At 59.3% G+C, this 18531-nt stretch carries 12 protein-coding genes, 1 tRNA gene and 1 pseudogene; 5 read left to right on the top strand and 9 right to left on the bottom strand.

Annotated elements, in window-relative coordinates; translation table 11 throughout:
• Positions 1-87 precede the first annotated feature (87 nt).
• Positions 88-951, top strand: a complete 864-nt coding sequence (locus PZA18_RS15685) for an SDR family oxidoreductase (RefSeq protein ID WP_284101807.1) — start codon at positions 88-90, stop codon at positions 949-951.
• An 82-nt stretch (positions 952-1033) separates the two neighbouring features.
• Positions 1034-1417, top strand: coding sequence for a darcynin family protein (locus PZA18_RS15680; protein ID WP_284101806.1), 384 nt, complete (start codon positions 1034-1036; stop codon positions 1415-1417).
• Positions 1418-1640: 223 nt separating this feature from the next.
• On the opposite strand, the gene PZA18_RS15675 is transcribed toward PZA18_RS15680, so the two are convergent.
• Positions 1641-1730, bottom strand: a tRNA-Ser gene (locus PZA18_RS15675).
• A gap of 88 nt (positions 1731-1818) precedes the next feature.
• Between PZA18_RS15675 and mltF the strand changes: the two genes are divergently transcribed.
• From mltF to PZA18_RS15660, 3 genes are all read left to right on the top strand, one after another.
• A complete protein-coding gene (mltF, locus tag PZA18_RS15670; RefSeq protein WP_284101805.1) occupies positions 1819-3258 on the top strand; it encodes a membrane-bound lytic murein transglycosylase MltF in 1440 nt (479 codons plus the stop codon).
• Between the two features lie 92 nt (positions 3259-3350).
• Complete coding sequence (locus tag PZA18_RS15665; protein WP_284101804.1) at positions 3351-5807, top strand: phosphocholine-specific phospholipase C; 2457 nt, start codon at positions 3351-3353, stop codon at positions 5805-5807.
• A gap of 372 nt (positions 5808-6179) precedes the next feature.
• Positions 6180-7244: a hypothetical protein gene (locus tag PZA18_RS15660; protein WP_284101803.1), complete on the top strand. Its 1065-nt coding sequence runs from the start codon at positions 6180-6182 to the stop codon at positions 7242-7244.
• Between the two features lie 39 nt (positions 7245-7283).
• Here PZA18_RS15660 and PZA18_RS15655 read toward each other — a convergent pair whose 3' ends face one another.
• The 8 genes and pseudogenes from PZA18_RS15655 to PZA18_RS15620 all read right to left on the bottom strand — a co-directional run.
• The gene (locus PZA18_RS15655) at positions 7284-9413 is read right to left on the bottom strand and encodes a hypothetical protein (RefSeq protein ID WP_284101802.1); all 2130 of its coding nucleotides are present in this window, start codon (positions 9411-9413) and stop codon (positions 7284-7286) included.
• Between the two features lie 212 nt (positions 9414-9625).
• Positions 9626-10171: a PulJ/GspJ family protein gene (locus tag PZA18_RS15650; RefSeq protein ID WP_284101801.1), complete on the bottom strand. Its 546-nt coding sequence runs from the start codon at positions 10169-10171 to the stop codon at positions 9626-9628.
• Positions 10172-10221: 50 nt separating this feature from the next.
• Entirely contained in the window at positions 10222-11337 is a 1116-nt protein-coding gene (locus tag PZA18_RS15645; RefSeq protein WP_284101800.1) for a hypothetical protein, read from the bottom strand.
• Positions 11338-12375: 1038 nt separating this feature from the next.
• Positions 12376-13449 carry a type II secretion system F family protein gene (locus PZA18_RS15640; protein ID WP_284101799.1) on the bottom strand — a complete coding sequence of 358 codons (1074 nt, stop codon included), beginning with the start codon at positions 13447-13449 and terminating at the stop codon, positions 12376-12378.
• Complete coding sequence (locus PZA18_RS15635; protein ID WP_284101798.1) at positions 13436-15355, bottom strand: GspE/PulE family protein; 1920 nt, start codon at positions 15353-15355, stop codon at positions 13436-13438. Before PZA18_RS15635 ends, PZA18_RS15640 begins: the two co-directional genes overlap by 14 nt.
• A gap of 15 nt (positions 15356-15370) precedes the next feature.
• Positions 15371-16174 carry a hypothetical protein gene (locus PZA18_RS15630; RefSeq protein WP_284101797.1) on the bottom strand — a complete coding sequence of 268 codons (804 nt, stop codon included), beginning with the start codon at positions 16172-16174 and terminating at the stop codon, positions 15371-15373.
• 502 nt (positions 16175-16676) lie between these two features.
• Positions 16677-18008: a type 4b pilus protein PilO2 gene (gene pilO2, locus PZA18_RS15625; protein ID WP_284101796.1), complete on the bottom strand. Its 1332-nt coding sequence runs from the start codon at positions 18006-18008 to the stop codon at positions 16677-16679.
• A pseudogene (locus tag PZA18_RS15620) lies at positions 18005-18531 on the bottom strand (hypothetical protein); the annotation flags it as partial. The pseudogene PZA18_RS15620 and the gene pilO2, both read right to left, overlap by 4 nt.

The following is an 18531-nucleotide window of genomic DNA, read 5'->3' as shown; positions in this document are numbered from 1 at the left end:
CAAAGTCATGCCGACACCGATCTGCATCCTGCGGCAGGGCTGCAATGAGATAGACCTTATTTACAGGCTTTTCTGAAGGAAATTTCCATGCATGTATTTATAACAGGTGCCACCGGCTGGGTAGGCTCCGCCATCGTTGAAGATTTACTGGATGCCGGTCACACCGTGACAGGCTTGGTACGCGATAGCCACAAGGCAAAGCCTTTGATCGCCCGAGGCATGAAGATCGTGAGTTCTACCCTTGATGATCTGGGAACCTTGCGTGCCGCCGCTTCTGCAGCGGACGCAGTCATCCACACCGCGTGGGGTCGCGACTACTCCAAGATCGCCGAGAACAGTGAGCAAGACCGCCAGGTCATCAACGCATTGGGTGCCGCGCTGGAAGGTTCAAACCGCCCGCTTCTCGTCACCTCGGGCCTGCTGGGTTTGCCAGCTGGCGCCACCGAATCCGACTTGCCCAATCCTGCATCGCCCCGCAAGTCCGAAGCCACCGCTCGCGAGTGGGCAGAACGTGGTGTCCGGGCGGCAACAGTGCGCCTAGCACCGTCAGTTCACGGCCTGGGAGATCACGGCTTTGTGCCAATTCTTATCCGTATCGCAAAACAAAAAGGCGTGTCGGCCTACATTGGCGAGGCTCAAAACGACTGGGCCGGGGTGAGCCGGCTAGATGCCGCACGAGTCTTTCGCCTTGCCTTGGAACAAGGCGTTACCGACCCGGTTTATCACGCCGTTGCAGATGAAGCCGTGTCATTCAAAGCCATTGCCGAGCGCATAGGCAACCGTCTCGGCATCCCGGTCGAATCGCGAGAACCCGCGCACTTTGAATGGTTTGCACACTTCGCCAAATCAAGCATGTCTGCGTCGAGCGCACGCACACGCGCAAGCATTGGCTGGACGCCACAAGGCCCGAGCCTGTTGGAAAACCTGGAACAACCTGGCTACTACGCATAAGCGCTCCGCCCAGAATCCTGCTGGCTTCACACAGGCCAAAACCTCTTTACCGCGACACCCTCATCACAAAACTGGAAATAAAATGACAGAAACCCATTCAAAATATGACCTTGCAACCAACCCTCTGACAATCTTCTGGTTGATCAAAACCACACCCGAGTGGCTAGCGCTGCCCCCTCATGGCGACAACGGCCGCTTTGCCTGGGGAAGGACAGTCCTGAACCCGATCCTCGCCCGCTACCCAGGGGCACGGATGGGTTTCTACGACTCCGAAGCCTTTACCGCCGACTGCACCGACGTCATGGTCTGGACCGTAACAAGCCTGGAACATTACAACGGCCTGGTGAATGAGCTGCGAGAAACCGAATTCTGGAGCCACTACTTCACGGTCGAAAAGATCATCCCTGCCATCGAAAACGAATACGCCAAGCACTACAAGACCGAGGTCTTTGGCCAGACGCAGTAAGCTTTTTGCTGCGGCAGACTTCAGGCTCCTGAGGCACGTTTTTCAAGCCGAATCAGGCTTAAAAAAGGGTAGGAATAAGTAGATCTCGGCTGAAACGCCATCCCAATCCAAAATCGCCTGCAAGGTGAAAGCTGGCGCAGAAAAAGGATGACCGCCAAATTAATAGCTGCCAAATTTAGGCAAGAAAAAAGCCGCTTAAAATCAGCGGCTTTTTTCTACATTTTGGCGGAGAGGGTGGGATTCGAACCCACGGTACCGGTGAAGGTACACTTGATTTCGAGTCAAGCCCAATCGGCCTCTCTGGCACCTCTCCAAAAGAGGGCGGATTATAGCATGGGTTTTGGTTTGTAGAAGAGACAATCAACGATAAAATGCAAAAAATCCAATCTTCATAAAAGCCTATGCGAAAGCTCTTTGGTGCAGTGATTACCACTCTGGCGCTATCGGCGTGCGAGCCTGCGCCGCCGCCGGAGTCAAAAGCAGTTCCGTCGCTAGCGAGTTCAAAAGAACTCGTTGTGCTGGTACGCAACGGTTCGACTTCGTTCTACGTTGATCAGGAGGGCAAGTATGCCGGGCTTGAATATGATCTGGTAACCCGCTTTGCCGAGGAAATCGGGGTGAAGGTCCGGTTTGAAGTGGTCCCGCGCTATGACGAAATCTTTCCCAAGCTGGCTGCGCATGAAGCGCATCTGGCGGTAGGAGTATTGAAGCGGGAAGCACCGGGCATCAGCTATGGGCCGGACTACCAGCCTGTACAGCCCGTGCTGGTCTACCACGCCGAGAACGATCCCCCCAAGACCCTGACTGATGCGATCGGTCAGGATAAGCTGGTCATGGTGGCGGCGCAGCATGTGCCGGCAATTGGCAAGCAGTTGCCTCGCGGGGTGCATCCCAACTGGCATGCGGATGATCATCACGACACCGAAGAGCTTGTCGAAAAAGTCGCGCAGGGCTTGATTGACTACGCGGTAGTCGATGCACATGGCGCCAAAGTCGCCAAGCACTACTACCCCGACGTGGATATCGCCATGGAAATTGGCAAGCCACAATCGCTGGCGTGGGCCATTACGCACGAAGAGGGTTTGCAAAAAAAGGTGAACACCTTCTTCGATAAAGTGCGTAAGGACGGCACGCTCTCCAGGCTGCTTGATCGGTACTACGGCCATTCCAATCGCCTGCAGCAGGTTGATGCCGCAGAGTTTCTCAGCCGACGGCTGACCATATTGCCCAAATATCGGCACCTGTTTATCGAGGCCGGGGAAAAATACGGCATCGACTGGCGCATGCTGGCGGCGCTCGGTTATCAGGAATCGCATTGGGATCCTTACGCCACATCGCCTTTCGGGGTGCGGGGCATCATGATGCTGACCACCAACACAGCCGATCTGCTGGGCGTGGACGACCGGCTTGATCCCAAACAGAGCATCATGGGCGGGGCTAAATATCTGGCCAAACTCAAAGAGCTGATACCGGCCCGCATTGCCGAGCCTGACCGCACCTGGCTGGCATTCGCCTCTTACAATATTGGCAGCGCCCACCTTGAAGATGCCCGCATCCTTGCTGCGCGCCTGAAGCGTAATCCCGACTCCTGGACAGACCTCAAAGCCACACTGCCGCTACTGCGTAATGCAGAGTATTTCAGCACCCTCAAATATGGTTATGCGCGCGGGGGGGAGACGGTCATCTTTGTTGAAAACCTGCGCAGTTACTACGACATCCTGGCCCGTTTCGAGCCCCCCGCCTACACCATGTTTCCCCCGTTCAACGAGCGGGTATCGGTCGCCAACCCGGAAGGCGTAAGGCTGAGCATCGACGCACCCACCGCCGCCCCGGCGCACTGATGCCCTGCGCGTTTCGCGCGAGGCGGCGACTGTCATCTTCCTGACTTCAATGATCGAAACAATGCCGTTTCGACCCCATGGAGATCAGCGATATGGCATTGGAAAACCCTTCGCGGCGGCGCTTTGTGATTGGTGGCGCAGCGGGCCTGGCGGCCGCACCATCGTTTGCACAGATCATCGCCCAAGCCTTGGCCACCCCGGCACACCAGGCCAGCGGTGGCTTGCAGGATATTGGCCACTTTGTTTTCCTGATGCAGGAAAACCGCTCATTCGACCACTACTTTGGCAGTTTGGCCGGAGTACGCGGGTTTAGCGACCCTCGCGCCATCACCTTACCCAGCGGCAAACCGGTCTGGTACCAGCCCGATGGCGCCCGCCATGTCCTGCCCTACCATTTCGACGCCCGCCAAACCAACGCCCTGCGGGTCGGGCTTGATCACTCCTGGAAAGGCACCGAGGCCGACTGGAAAGACTGGGATGCCTGGATCAAGCGCAAGACGGCCAAATGCATGGGCTATTTCAATCGGGGCGACCTGCCCTTCTATTACGCACTGGCCGATGCATTTACCGTTTGCGATGCCTATCACTGCTCGGTCTTCGGGCCCACCGACCCCAATCGTCTATATGCCCTGAGCGGCCACGCCGATGGCTTTATGACCGGCTTGCAGGATCGCCGGCTCTACAACGTCAACCAGGGCATCTATAACGCCGACGTAGCCAATGACCACGCCACCGCGCCGGGACTGAACTGGGCCAGCTACGCCGAGATACTCGAAGCCAACGGCATCAGCTGGAAGGTCTACCAGGAATGGGACAATTACGGCGACAACTACCTGCAATACTTCAGGCGCTTCCGGTTTGACGACAACGGCCAGCGACTGCGGCCTGACTCGATCTGGTACCAACGAGGCCGGGCGATGGCCCCTGGCTCGCACTCAGCCAACGCAGCCGGAACCACCGGCCAGTGGCTGATCGACGATTTTGCTGCCGACATCAAAGCCGGTCGGCTACCACAGGTATCGTGGATCTGCGCACCCACCGAATACTGCGAACACCCCTCGGCGACGCCCAATGCGGGGGAAAACTTTACCGCCCGGCTGCTGGCGGCCTTGGTCGAACAACCCGAAGTGTGGTCCAAAACGGTGCTGATCATCACTTACGATGAAAACGATGGCTTCTTCGACCATATGCCGGCCACCCTGCCGCCACTGAGCGCCGCTCGCGGTCGCACCACACTGGCCGATGCCACCCAAGGCGAGATCTACAACAAAGCCGAGCCCATCGGTTTGGGACCACGCGTGCCGACGCTGGTGATTTCACCGTGGAGCAAGGGCGGCCGGGTCAACTCCGAGCTGTTCGACCACACCTCACTGATCCGCCTGCTCGAATCCTGGCTGATCGCGGGGCAGGGGCGCCCACGCCAACAAGTGCAATGCCCTTTTATTTCCCCTTGGCGCCGGGCGGTCTGTGGAGATATGACCAGCACTCTGGACCTCACGCACCCCCAGACCGCCTGGCCAAGCCAGGTGCCGCTCCAGGCCGACTACCTGAAGAACTGGGGCAGTCGTGATGCAACACCGCCGGCTCAACAAACACCGCCGCAGCAGGAAAGGCTTGCAGGCCCCCTTCCCCGTCCGGCTTGCCCCCTGCCCTACCGGCCGCAGGTGGATGGCCGTGCTACCGGCCCCCGGCAATTTGCCCTGAGCTTTGCCAATCTGGGGCAGCAAACCGCCACTTTCATTGTCTACTCGTCGCTGCGGCAAGATGGACCGTGGCATTACACGGTCGAGCCCGGCAAGCAGATCTCAAACGAACGCTGGCAATGGGCCGGCCCGCTCTACCAGCTGCGTGCGCACAGCCAGAACGGCTTCTGCCGCGAATGGATGGGAAACCTGGAAGGCCCGGCACAAGGCGCCGAGGTACAACTCAGCGAAGACCCCGCCACCCGCAGCATCCGGCTGACCTTCATCAACACAGGCACCCAAACCTGCCACTTCAAACTGGCCGACCTTGCCTACGGTGACACCACCTTCCAGACCATCGAAGTCCCCGCCGGGCAAAGCCGCAGTACCCAAAGATCGCTCGACACCAGCTTTAGCTGGTATGACCTCGGCGTGACGCTGGATGAAGACAGCCACTACTGGCGACGCCTGGCCGGGCATCTCGACGGTGCCGGGCTGGACTTCACCGACCCCGTATTGAATGGCCTCGCGCAGACGCAGCCCTCCCCTCCACTTCCCACCACACCCGCCCCAGCAGTCCGCTTCAGTGCCAGCAGCCCGCAAATCGGTGAAGGAGAATCACTGACACTCAGCTGGTCCGGCCTGCCTGCAGGCGACAAGCATTGGATCGGCGCCTACCGCCAAGGGCAAACACCCGGCCAGACGGGTGCCAGCAAATGGTTTTACCTGCCTACCGCTGCCGGCAGCCAAGCCTTGAGCGGACTGACAGAAGGCCAGTATTTTCTCGGGCTGTTTCTGAACAATGGCTACAGCGAAGCCGCACCGCGCCTGGCCCTGACCGTCAGCCGCAAGGCTCGCGCCGGCTGAAGCCGTTCAGCGCCGGCCACGCAGAGTCTGGGTACGAGGTGTCTCGCAGACACCTCGTACCCATTGCCTATCATGACAAGACGCCCCTCCGGCGATAGCTATCAGGCGCTGTTACCCCTTCCTGCTCATCAAACTGAACGTCGCTTTCGGCGTAGCGGCCATATGCCTTGAATGGTCAAGGCGGGATAACCCGGCTTGGCTTATTCAAAGTGCCAGAATTACCAAAAACACAAACAAAACAATTACATGGACTATAAATACAGTTAGAATCGCGGGTTCTGGTTTTAATGCTGTTCGCGTATCACGTTGAACCCTGCCCGACGCGGGGCAAAGTCATCTGATGCCGGGAAGCCCGGCCCTGTAGGAGAAAATATGTTTTACCGCTCGTTTCTAAGCACCGCCATCCTCGCTGTGCTGGCCACCTCAGCCCACGCCGTCAAACTTGAGAACGTCACCCTCAACGGCCAACCCTATGTAGAAGGCATGACCGTCTACGGCGCCACCAGCAATGGCGCTGGTAAATATAATGTGACGATTGCCGGGAAATTGAGTGTGGAGGATAAGGATTGGAATACATGGAAAAATGTAAATCAAACGCCGGATCCTGTTGGTGATAACAAATGGGATCCTAGTCGTTTTCAAAAAAATGGGGGTATACAAGGAGCGTTTGCAATTGGCACAGATGAATGTAAATTCCCCATTTACAATAGCAATGGATTTGATTATCCTGGCGGATTGCCAAACTTAAGAATAAGTCAATTCGCAATAGATAAATTTAAATTCACAGAAAGCGAATCTAGATGCTTTGCACTATTCGAGGCAACAGGTAAGTTATATACAGACTCAAACAACGGGCCAAACATATACGACATAACCTATGGCTTTGGCCTTAAATTCCATACCAGCGAGGATGGAACTTTTAACAAGGTCATTCCAACAAAACTTGGGAGTAATGTACTAAGCTATCAACTTCCTTCAGCTCAACCTTACCGTGAATTCCCATCTGGTGGCGATATATGGAAGACTCAAATTAGCCTAAAATTTAGCTTATCTGACCAAGCCCCCCCTGCCGACTTCAGGCGTAGTTTTAGTAGCCAAGTAAATGGCATGGCCAACGCCAGAAATATTCAAGCTCAATTTCGTGGCGACTCCAAATACCTTGGCCAAACAGCTCAATTATACATTGCTGCAAAAGTTACCGCAGGAAATACGGATACATGGTTTTTTCTCAGCGGCAACAACTGGCAAGCCTGGGATTTAAACATTGATCATTTAGCACCTGTGCAATCGTTGACTCTGAGTAGTAGCTTTACCACACTTCCTATTTTAGAAAATATCGACTTGCGCAATTATTCAGGTAGCGAGATTTGGATAGCCTACAAACCGCAAAGTGGCGCTTTGGATTACGAGAAAATATATACAGAAACAGGTAATTAACTAAAACAAGGAAATCAAAGGGGTCTACGACCCCTTTGATTATTCATAGCTTGCAATCTGCACCCCATTATCATCATAGGTCTTACAGTCAATCTCATTGGGAGGCGCCTCCGCAGAAGGCGGCAAACCCCAATCTACAGCAGATCCTCCCACAGTCGTACAGATTGTCCTACGCTTGAAATTAAACGACTGCGTAATAGAAACAGGTGACTGATACCAAATAGGTTCAGTGGTTTTCAACTTACCCTGCACATAAAAGGTTTGGAGAGTATTAGTACAGCTTGCAACATAGGTAATTCCAGCTGTTGAGCCATAAGTACAATCTGTTACAGGCACTTCCACTCGTCGCGCTTCCGCCAGACTTTGGTCTTCGACAGGTATTCCTCCATTATCTGAATTCAAAGTATAATTTGGTGCAACGCCAGTTCCGCGATTAGCTTTCAATATACGAGTCCCGCCAGCCGAGTAAAAAACTCCATTTGGAGTAAACCACCATGAACTAAACCCACCTAAAGACGAATCCCCATAGCTAACATTAAATTTATCTTTATACAGTGGAAGGCGACAAACCCAAACCCCTTTCTGATTATCAAATATAGGAATACCAGTAGGGACAATATCCCTTGCAACGTTTGAATAATAACCGTACTCATCCAAAGGATTATAATGAACTCCATTCTTAGTTACCATTACCCATCTATTATCAAACCCATTCCAAGGATTGGGTTGCTGCGCTCGCGCATAAGCCACCACCCTTCCCCCTTTCATTATAAATTTCAGCCACGATAATCCATAACCTGGGTTATACGAATGATAAACCCCATCATCGTCCGGATTGAAATTCCAGTACTCTTTCCCACTCGACGGTTGCCGACCATAATTTTGATCTCCCGGCTTTTCATCCGGCCAGCACGCAAAATTGGCATTGGTTTCATAGCCATCCATTAAACCCGCCTTAGCTTCTTCCTGCCCGCTAATCCCGCCTGTTGCTTTTAGCCAGGCAAATTTTGCAGGAACCACTACTCCAGGCGGTGCCAATGCTTGTGCTTGTGCTGTCTTATTCCGGTCATAGCTACAGGTTAATAACATCCCGGTTGCCCAATTCTGCGGCAAGCTGGCTTTGGGTTTGTCTTGTCGAATCGCACCAAATGCCCCCGGTTTGGCCATCAGTCGCTTTTTTCGCCGGGTTGCATCATCCGTTGCCGCAGTGGGGCTGGTGGCCATAAAGGCCGTTGCCTCTGCATCCGTAAGGTTGCAGGGCTCACCAATCATGGGCGTAAACGTATCGGCAAACTCAATCCCCCCCACGTTCACGATGGTATTGCCGCCGAGGTTGAGGTTGTTGGTCATCTGCAGGGTGCCGTCGCGGCGCAGGAATTCGGTGAAGCCCTGGCTGTTGTAGCCGTTGCGGGCGGCCAGCAGGCCGAGGGTGGTGATGCCGGCGACGAGGTTGGGGTTGTTGCGGGGCGAGGTGGCGTCGAACAGCAGCTGGCCGTTGAGGCCGGTGAACTGGGTGGGGCTGCCGGTGGTGGTATTGGCGCCAAACAGCTGGCCAAGGGTGCGGACCACATAGCCCAGCCGCCGCTCATTCGGGAGGCCGCTGCCGTCGTCGGTGAGCAGGGGTTGGCTGAGGGTGATGAAGCTATCGAGCCCGCAGTCTTGCGGTACGGTGGCAGGCACGGGCAGGCAGTTGCCGGTGCGCCCCACCCGCAGCTGGAAGGTGGCCGGTGCCGCAGCCTGCGGCAGGATCACGCTATCGGGAAAGTCGGGCCGCAGCAGGCCGAGGTTACGCAGCTGGGTGAGGCTGGGAGCATAGATTTCCGTATCGGGCACTATGATCGGGTTGCCCCCCGCATCGACTTGGGGCGCGCAGTTGAGGTAGTCCGACACGACATTGGATGCATCAATGGGCTGATGATCTGCATTCACCTTACAGCGACGTATCGGCTTTTTGAGCACCAGATTCTGGAAGTAGGCGGTCATGTAAGCGCCCACGGCTTTGTTGGCTTCGTCGAGCGCCTGCCCGGCGGCCAGCGCTTCCTGATCGCCCATGTCGCGTACCTGATAGTCGAGGTACCAGCTGAAGGCCCAGGAGGCAGTACCGATCAGGGCCAGCACGATGGCGGCTTCTGCCAGCAGGTAGCCTTGGTAGCGGGGCAATCGGCGCATGGTGATCCTCCGGGCGGGTGGATGTGGGCGGCGTTTGGGGCAGCTGGCCGTAGGTTCTGTGCGGGCGCCTGGTTGGTGAGGGCAGCCTTCTCCCTCTCCCCGGCCCTCCCCCGTCAAGGGGGAGGGGGTTGGGGGCGGCGGCGACGCTTCTGCATCCGGACGGCAGGATGGTTGCCGCCCGAATGGTCTGCCTTGGCGCTGGCCGGGGTGGCTTAGCCTTTGCTGAATTCAAAGATGATGGTGTTGCTGTCGGTGTTGCAGTTGGTTGCCACGGTATCCAAGTTGATCTGCGCGCCTGGGGCTGCTTTGACCACCGTGCCATTTATCAACACCTGGCGATAGGTGGTGGTATTCAGCTCGCGCACGATGTCGCGGCATTCGCGGTCGGGTACGCGGTTGATCGTCGATCGGATGATGTTGTTCGCCATGCCGGCAAACGTCCACGTCCCCCACTCTGTTACCACGGTTGCCGCGTTGCCTGTTCCGGCAATCATGTCGGAAGGTACCAGCTGCCACTGCGCCACCTGGTTGGTAATGTCTGCGACAGGCACCTGCGCCTGCCGGGCCAGATGGGTCTGAATCGACGGCACGCCTTTCTGGATCGCCGTAATCATCTTCTTCGCTGCATTGCCGCCGATGATGTCGGGCAGGAAGGTCCAGCCCAGAGCGGCGAGGATCAGGCCCACTGCCACCACAATGGCGAGTTCGACCAGGGTGAAGCCGCTTTGGCGGCGGGGGCTGCGAGGGGTGCGGTTCATGGTGGTTCTCCTTGAGTGGGCGGTTGGGTTTGGCTTGCAACGGGCATCTATCAGTACAGCAACTGCACCTGACAGCTATCGCGGCTGCCGGTCACGGCGATCAGGTAGTCGGCTTCGATGCGGTAGATCGAGACCACGGGGTTGGTGGTGATGGTGGCCGGGCCGTAGACAGCAGGCTGGGCCGGGGTTTCGGGCACATAGCCCACCTGGCCGGGGGTGCCGGTAGCCGGTTTGGCCGCCACAGCCGGGGTGATGATGGGCCGGCTTTCGTCGCTGGACGGAATCTTGCAATCGCTGCCGCCACGCCAGGCGTGGCTGATGCCGCCGCTGGTAACGGTAAAGATGGTTTTGGACGAGATGCCCTGATAACCCGCGATATTGCCGGTCTGAAACAGTTCGCTCTGGGCGCGGCCCACGCGGTATACCGACCAGATGCCATCGGATTTGACGTTGACCATCAGCCCGCCATACCAGCGGCCGTCGATCACCAGATCGGGCACGGTGATCAGATTGATGCCGGTGTCGAACACGGTGGGGTTGGCACGGCCCAGGTCGTATTTGGCCACCGGCTGGCCGCGTGTCTGGTTGAGCGGGTAGTTGCCATCGGTGCTGGCGGTCAGAAAGCGCCAGGCGCCATCGGGCGAGAAGTAGAAGCGGGCGTCGTAGTATTGGCCGGGGCTGGGGGTTTCGCTTTTGAAGGGGTTTTCGGTGCTGCCGGTGCCGCCACTGGTGGCGCCGCCGGGTATGCCCACCGCCGCGCCGCCGCCGCTGCTACCGCTGCTGCTATTGGCGCCGCGCACTTGCAGCACCGGCACATTCAGCAAGCGGCTGCCGCTTTCATAACTGGCCGGCGGGGGCACTTGTGAATAGGGCAGCTGCCATTCGAGGTTGTAGCCCTGTTTGCTGATGGCGCGGCCATTGAGGAAGTTGACGACGATGCTTTTGTTGGCCGTGGCCCAGGTGCCGGTTTGGGTTTTGCGGCCCAGCCGGTCTTCGGTTTCGGCGCTGAGGGTGCCGTCGCAGAGCAGAAAGCCGGTGATCTCGGCGGCCTTCCAGCCATCTTGTATGCCGGCAAGCTGGTAGGGGGTGAGGTCGTTATCGGTGCAGGGGCGGCCTTGGGCCACGCCGGCTACGGCGGCTAGGGCCAGCAGTATCAGGGGGCGCATGGGGATTCCTTTCTGGCGGGGGATGGGGTTGGCAGAACGGTGCTTGCCGCACCTGACGAGAGAAGTTGGTTCAGCGCCTTGCGGCGCAGTGTTTGGGGGCGGGGGGCGCCCCGCATGCGCCCATCTTTCTTTGCTTTGCCAAAGAAAGGATGCATCGAGCGGCAACCCGACTTCACCGCCCTGCGGGTTCCCTGCGCTCCTCGCCCTGCGTGGCCGGTGCGTAAACTCGCCCGCCCTTCGGTCGGACTCAGACAAACGCCCCGGACACCCCCACTCCGGTCTGCGGTGCTCGGCGGTTCAGATGGGACAGGACTCATAACAATCCTCTTCGGGTTGGCGCCACGGCAGGTGAAGGGTTTGAGGTACTTCTGGCGGATTGCCATACATGCCCTGTCTTTCCATTCTTGAAATTCCACTGACTTCTCCACAGCGAGCCCCTCTGCCCTCTGAGCCGCCGAGGGCCGGGGAGCTGGGCGGGGGGTGTCGGCGGCAGCCTGTCTGAGTCCGGCCGCAGGACGGGCGAGTTCTGCCGACGCCCGACCAGATGCCCGGACCGAGGGAAGTTGCGCAGCAACCGGAGAAGTGGGATCGCCTTTCTTTGCTTCCTTTCTTTGGCGAGACAAAGAAAGGAAGGTGCATGCGGGGCACCCCCCGCTCCCAAACACCGCGCCACAGGCGCTGCAACCCAAGCTCCGCCAATCTCTTCAGCTAATTGCCAACCCCAACCAACAGCAGCTATGCACCCCCTCCCATCTGAACCGCCGAGCACCGGAATCGCGGGTGGGGCCGTCTGGCGCAGCCTGTTTGAGCCGGGCCGTAGGACAGGCGAGTTCTGCGCCAGCCACCCGGGATGCAGGCGCGCAGGGAACCCGTAGGGCGGTGAAGCTGGGTCGTCTTTCTTTGCCTTCTTTCTTTGACGACGCAAAGAAAGAAGGGCGCATGCGGGGCGCACCCCGCTCCCAATCACCGCGCCAACGGCGCTAAATACACTTTGCGTCCGAATCACTTCACGCTTCCCGGCTGGCTCCCCCATCCCCCTCACCCCTTCCCACTCATCGAATCGAACTTCGCCTTCAAGGTCAGCGCGATGTCGCCAAAGCCCAGAATCATCAGGATCAGCACCACGGCAATACCGGCCAGCGAGACATAACCAATCAGCAGCGTGGCGTTTTCGAGGTTGCGGCCCAGACGCTCGAACTCCTGCGCCGACAGCTTGCCCAGCGCATGCTCAAACCCTCGTCGGCCGCTGAAATCCATGATCCGGTCCATCAGCCGCTGGCTGAACAGACCCACATCCAGCGCATGGGCGCCATCCAGATTGCGGCGTTCGATGTTGTAGAGCATCCGGTCGATGTACATGGCCAGCCACGGGCTGGCATTGGATTTGACGATGCGCAGCCCCTTCACCATGCCGGGCCGGCTTTCCAGCACCGCCTGGAGCGCGTTCAGAAAAATGACGCTCTGCGCTTCCCGCCGATAGCTGTACAGCGGCAGCCAGTGATCCAGCTTGCGCCGCCACGGATGAACCCAGTTATTGAGCGACCACAGGTAGAACACCAGCAGGCTGCCCACAATCAGCAGCACCAGCCACCAATAGCCGGTGATGGCTTCCGAGATGAGGTAGAGCAGGTAGGCGGCGCGCTTCCATTGGGTGGGGGGCATCAGCTTCGAGAGCATCGGTACGGCCTTGAAGCTGATCAGCATCAGCAACACGGTGATGATGACCGTGGCCACGGCCGGGCCGATCATCGCCAGGGTCAGCGCCCGTTTGATCTTGAGCTGCTCGCGGATGAAACCCGCCAGATAGCGCATGCCTTCAGAGAGCTTGTGCATGCGCTCGTAGGCGCCGAGGATCATCACATCGGTATCGGGCACCGTGCCACGGATCGCCTGGGAAAATTGTTTGTGCCCGAGTGCCACCACCCAGTTGCGGTAAACCGGATCCAGCCCGGTCTTGCGTTCGGCCGAGCGCTCGGCCGCCCGCCGTACGCCATTGAGAATGGGCTCACCATCGTCGAGGTGGTCGGCGAAGTCTTCATACCATTCGTGGCGGATGGCATTGAAGCGCATGCGGGCACGCCCCTCGCGGCTGAACAGGTCACCGGCGCTCATCTTTTTTCACCAAGGGTACGATTTCGTGCAGCGGATACGGCGTGAAAGGCCGCTGGGCTTCGTAGGGGTCTACCAGACCGAGCGAGACTTTGTAGAGCGCGTGTTCGAGTGCGGTCTTGCCGGTCATGTCGTCTTCATCGAAAGCGGCACGGCGGCTCTGGCGCCACAGGGTTTCGGCTTCGACCAGCTGGCCGTGCTCGATCATCCGCCGCATGGCGGCGTTCAGCACCACGACTTCAGCGGCCACGGTCTGGCCCTTCACCCCCACTCCGCCGCACTTGGCACAGCCTTGCGGGTTTTCAACAAACAGTTTTCGGGTGTCCAGCCCGAAACGTTCCATCTGCGTACGCATTTTCGGGTCGAGCCGGTCTTGCGCAGGTAATTTGCAGTGCTCGCACAGCACCGGCAGCAGGGCCTGATAGATCAGCAGCGAGAGGAAGTTAGGGTCGCTCAGAATCTCGCGCTTGATGCCGATGACGTCGGACCCCAGCCGTTTGACGGCACCGAAGGCCGAGGCGGTGTGCAGGGTGGTGTAGACGCGGTGGCCGGACAGCACCATCAGCTCCAGCGTCTGGCCCATTTCACGGGTACGGACTTCACCGAGCATCACATCGTCAGGGTCGGCCCGCAGCAAGGCATTGGCCATTGCCAGCATTTCCGAGTCATCGCCAGCCGAGGCACGCTTCACGGCAATCTGCGAAACGCCGTAGATCTTGTATTCAACCGGGTCTTCCAGGCTGTAGCGTTTGCGTTTGCCACGATCCGGGTCGTAGCTGAGCAGGGTGCGGATGGTGGTGGACTTGCCCGAGCCGGTCACGCCGCAGACCGTAATCAAACCGCTGTTGCGAGCCTGGCCCAGCTCCATCAGATCGACGTGCGATTGCGCATAGCCCAGATCGGGCAGTGTCGGCACCCGGTCTTTCTGGCGGATGAATTCCTTGCTGATGACGCCATCGGCATCGGTTTCCGGCGCGGCGAAATCCAGGCTGTTGGCCATCGGCAGCACCCGGAACACCGCGTCGCCGCCATCGAAGGTCTTCACCCACTGAAAGCGCAGCTTGACCTTGCGCTGGTCGGCCGTGATTTCGAGCACGGTATCGAGCGATTTGCTGTCGGGGCTGAACTGGTTCTGCGACTGCGAATCGGCCTGGCTCATGGTGTTGAAGGCCGCGTGGCAGACATCGACCAGCTCGCTCGCCGGCACCTTGCGCAACGAGACGATGCGGGTGTGCTGGCGGATCATCGCCGCGCCCCGGTTGCCGGGCCGCACACACAGGTGCAGGTCGGTGCCATGCTTGCGGATGGTGTCGCTGATCAGCTCATAAAACAGCGTCTGCGAATTCGAGGTGACGGCACGGGAGCGCTTTTCCTTGACGGCCTCACCCAGATTCAGCTTCTGCACCACGGCCGTCGAAGCCGGAAAATACCCGGCCACCCGATAGCCCGCCGCTTCGATCCGGGCCGCCAGCGTGAGCGTGTGCTGCGAGGATCGGCGCGATTCGGTGACGATCACCAGTACATTGCGCCCCCCCACCAGTACGGCGGCCATATCGTTCTGCAGATTGCCCGCGAGCGGAATTTCACCCCCCTGCGCCAGCGTCAGCACCTTTTCGTGCTTGGGCACGTCTTCGATGTAATCAATGCGGGGCGCCGCCGCACGCGCCCGACGCTCGGGCACGGCTTCTGCCGCTTCGCGGCTGGCGTCGGCCTGCCCTGGCTGTTGCGACGCTCGAATGGATGCCGCGCCATCGTCCGCAGAGCGGGTGTCGTCGTCGGTGTCGGCTTCGTCATCCTCTGCCGGCCCGGCGGCGAACAGATCGTCTTCGTCTTCCGGGCGGGGACGTGGCCGCTTTTTCTTCGGGGCTTCTTCGGGTGGCTTTTTACCGCCGATCAGCTTCTTGAACATGGCATCCCCCCTGCATCAGCGTGGCACCGGCGCTATCGGCACCGGCGAGAAGCTGCCCGGCAAGGTAGGTGGCGCAAAGCTCGAAGGGCTGTTGTTGCTCTTCTCTTCACGCCCGGCGGCAATCTGCGAAAGGTAGAGCGTGCGCCGCGCCGTGATTTCGTCGCGTTCGATCTTCTGCTTGCCCTTGCCGGTCATCACCCGTTTGGATTTGACCATTTCGACGGTCGAAGGCGTCATGCCCACCAGTTTCCAGCCTTCCAGGGTCGAGATGAACGGCTGGTTCTTGGAGATGGTGAAGATGGTGCCCCGGTGCAGAATATCCGCCATGTAGAAGTCACCACTGCGGTAGACGGCCACCAGCACCGGCTGTTCATCGGCCTGCTGCTGCAGCTGGGGCAGCATCATGGTGGGCGCGCCGAGGCCATAGGGCGACAGCTGGGGAATCGGCGGCGTTGGCTCTTTGGGCTTCGGGCTCGATTCTTCGAGCTTTTTCATTTTCTCGGCCTGCAGCAGTTGTCCCTGCTTGCTGACGAGGTCATCGACCATATCGGCGTGGCAGGTGTTGCTGCTGTAGGCGATCCACATGGCGGCGGTGACGATGCTGTAGAGCAGGTAGTGGTGCAGGGGCCGGGTGGTGGTTGGCGGATTGGGTTGGTCCGGCTGGCCTGTGGGCGGCAGAGAGCTGCGGCGAGACTCACCCGCTTGTAATGGGTTCAGCGCCTGCGGGACTGAGAGCCGCTGCGAGATGCCCGATGAGGCAAGTCGGTTCAGCGCCTTTGGCGCAGTGTTTGGGTGCGGGGGGTGCCCCGCAGGCACCATCCTTTCTTTGTCTCGCCAAAGAAAGGATGCAAAGAAAGGCGAGCCCGCTGTGGACAGATCAGTGCCAGTCCAAAAATTGAAAAGCAGGGCATGCATGGCAAACCAGTGAGAGTCACCCAACCCCTTCGCCTGCCATAGCTTCAGCCCGAAAAGGGCTGTTATGAATCCCCTCCCGTCTGAACCGCCGAGCACCGCAGACCGGAGTGGGGCCGTCCGGTGCGTTTGTCTGAGCCCGGCCACAGGACGGGCGAGTTTACGCACCGGCCACGCAGGACGAGGAGCGCAGGGAACCCGAAGGGCGGTGAAGTCGGGTCGCCTTTCTTTGCATCCTTTCTTTGGCGAAGCAAAGAAAGGATGGTGCCTGCGGGGCACCCCCCGCACCCAAAACCACGCGCCAGAGGCGCTGAACCGACCAGCCCCTTTGAATACCCTCCCCACCACCAGCCCTCTCCACCGATCCAGCGCCACAAGCATCGCCGACCACCCCACAACCAAAGCATCATCACGGGAGTACATGGACTTCCCCCTCCAGATCGAACTGACCTGAGTTATCAGAAAAACGCACAGTGAGTTTTTTCAGAATGGCGTTAGGCGGCAGGCGGTCGATAACCCCCGGCAACAAAGCCAGTGGGCCACCGATACGCAAGGCAGCCGATTGTGCCTGCTTGAAACCGTCGGGCCAGGGTTTGAGCTGGCCATTCGGCGGCGCCACCACGCTGACGATAGGGTTCAACTTGTCGGCCGCCATGGTATTGGTGACGCCGATGTAACCCAGCTGCTGCAACACACTGCCAAACCCCAGCTGAAACTGCCGCAGCTCGGGAATCGCTTCGAGCTGGTAACGGCCGGGTTTGATGGGTGGATACAGCAAGGGCGCGGTAATGGCGTTATTGCCAAATTGCGGCAAGCCCATTGGCGACATCTGGCGGAAGCTGGCATTGGTGGCCATCGGCAAGGGCGAATAAGTGGCCGAGCAGGCTTCGGCACAGTCCACCGCCGAGAGGTGCCAGCCACCGTTATCGAGCGGCAAACTGCGGATGGTGGACCAGAGCACACCGGCCGCTTCCTTGGCCGGCACCCATTGCGCCGACGCCTCGGCCATCTTGCTGCGATACAGCTCGACCGGATCAACCTGCTGAATGGCTGCCAGCCGGCGCAGACGCTCCTGCTTCTTGTGCTCCTGATATTTCTTGATACCCACCAGACTCCCCGCCCCCACCGCCAGCACCAGGCTGACCACGGCCACATAGGGCAAAGCCTGCAGTACGGTAGAGGTCGGCTGCAGACGGATCTGCTTGGCGACCAGCTCACCCACCATCTCCAGCGCGGCTTGCGGCTCCCACTCGCCCAGCACCTGGCCGGGAAAGACCTCGGGTGCGTTGCCATACATCACGGCATCGTCATTGCCGGGTAGCGCCAGAAAGCGCGACACCATCGCCCTCACTTCATTCGGGGGGCCGACCAGCTCGAAAGTCGGCGCCGGATGGCCATCCATCACCCCGACCATCCACACCTCATCATCGACCACGCGATGCAGCAGAATCGCCCGGGTCTGGCCGATCGAGCGGGCGAACAGCGCGCCCCCTGCGATCAGGCCGCTGCTCGGGATACGCCCTGCCCCGCGCACCAGATAGCCGCTGGTAATGTCGAGCCGTTCGTCGCCATCAATTTCGCGACGGGTCTCCATGCGCACCCAATGGCTGGCCTTCAATTCGGTGGCGTAGCGGCGGATCTCCCGCTTGGCAGCGCCGCCAGCCTCGGACACCGTGCGCCATTCGAGGCCCGCCACCACCGCCTGCCGCCGCCCGACCGGGATAGCGACTGCACCCATCATCGTGCTCCTTCCACCACCGTCGGCGTGATCATCACCACCAGCGTCTCACGGGTGGTGCGGGCAGACAGGGCGCCGCCGAGCAGAATGCCCGTGGTCCGGTCCAGCCCACGCTCGCTGTACTGCCCCTGCGTCGATTCAAAGCCCATCACCACCAGCGTGTCGCCGCTTTTCACCGTGGGGGATTGAATAAAGCTCGTGGTATCGACCTCCGGCGCCTCAATGCTTTGTGTACCGCTACTGACCTGCTTGATCGCCTTCAGGCGTGAGAGGTCGAGCGAGAACTGCAGCAGCACCGACTTATTGGGCAGCACGGTAGGCAAGATCTGCATATAAAAGCCGGTATTGACCGTGCCCGGCTCCAGCCCCGGCGTGCCATTGCTGTTGCTGCCGCTGCCTCCGGATGAAGCTGTGGTCTTGGCCAGATACACGGTTTGCGTCACCTGGGTGACGGGCACCGGCCGGTTGTTGGTGGTCAGCACCGTGGCGCTACGGACCAGACTGGCGCGGCCGACCTCGTTCAGCG

It is taken from the genome of Parachitinimonas caeni, from assembly GCF_030129945.1.
GTDB classification, from domain to species: domain Bacteria; phylum Pseudomonadota; class Gammaproteobacteria; order Burkholderiales; family Chitinimonadaceae; genus Parachitinimonas; species Parachitinimonas caeni.
This window is presented reverse-complemented; position numbering and strand designations above follow the sequence as displayed.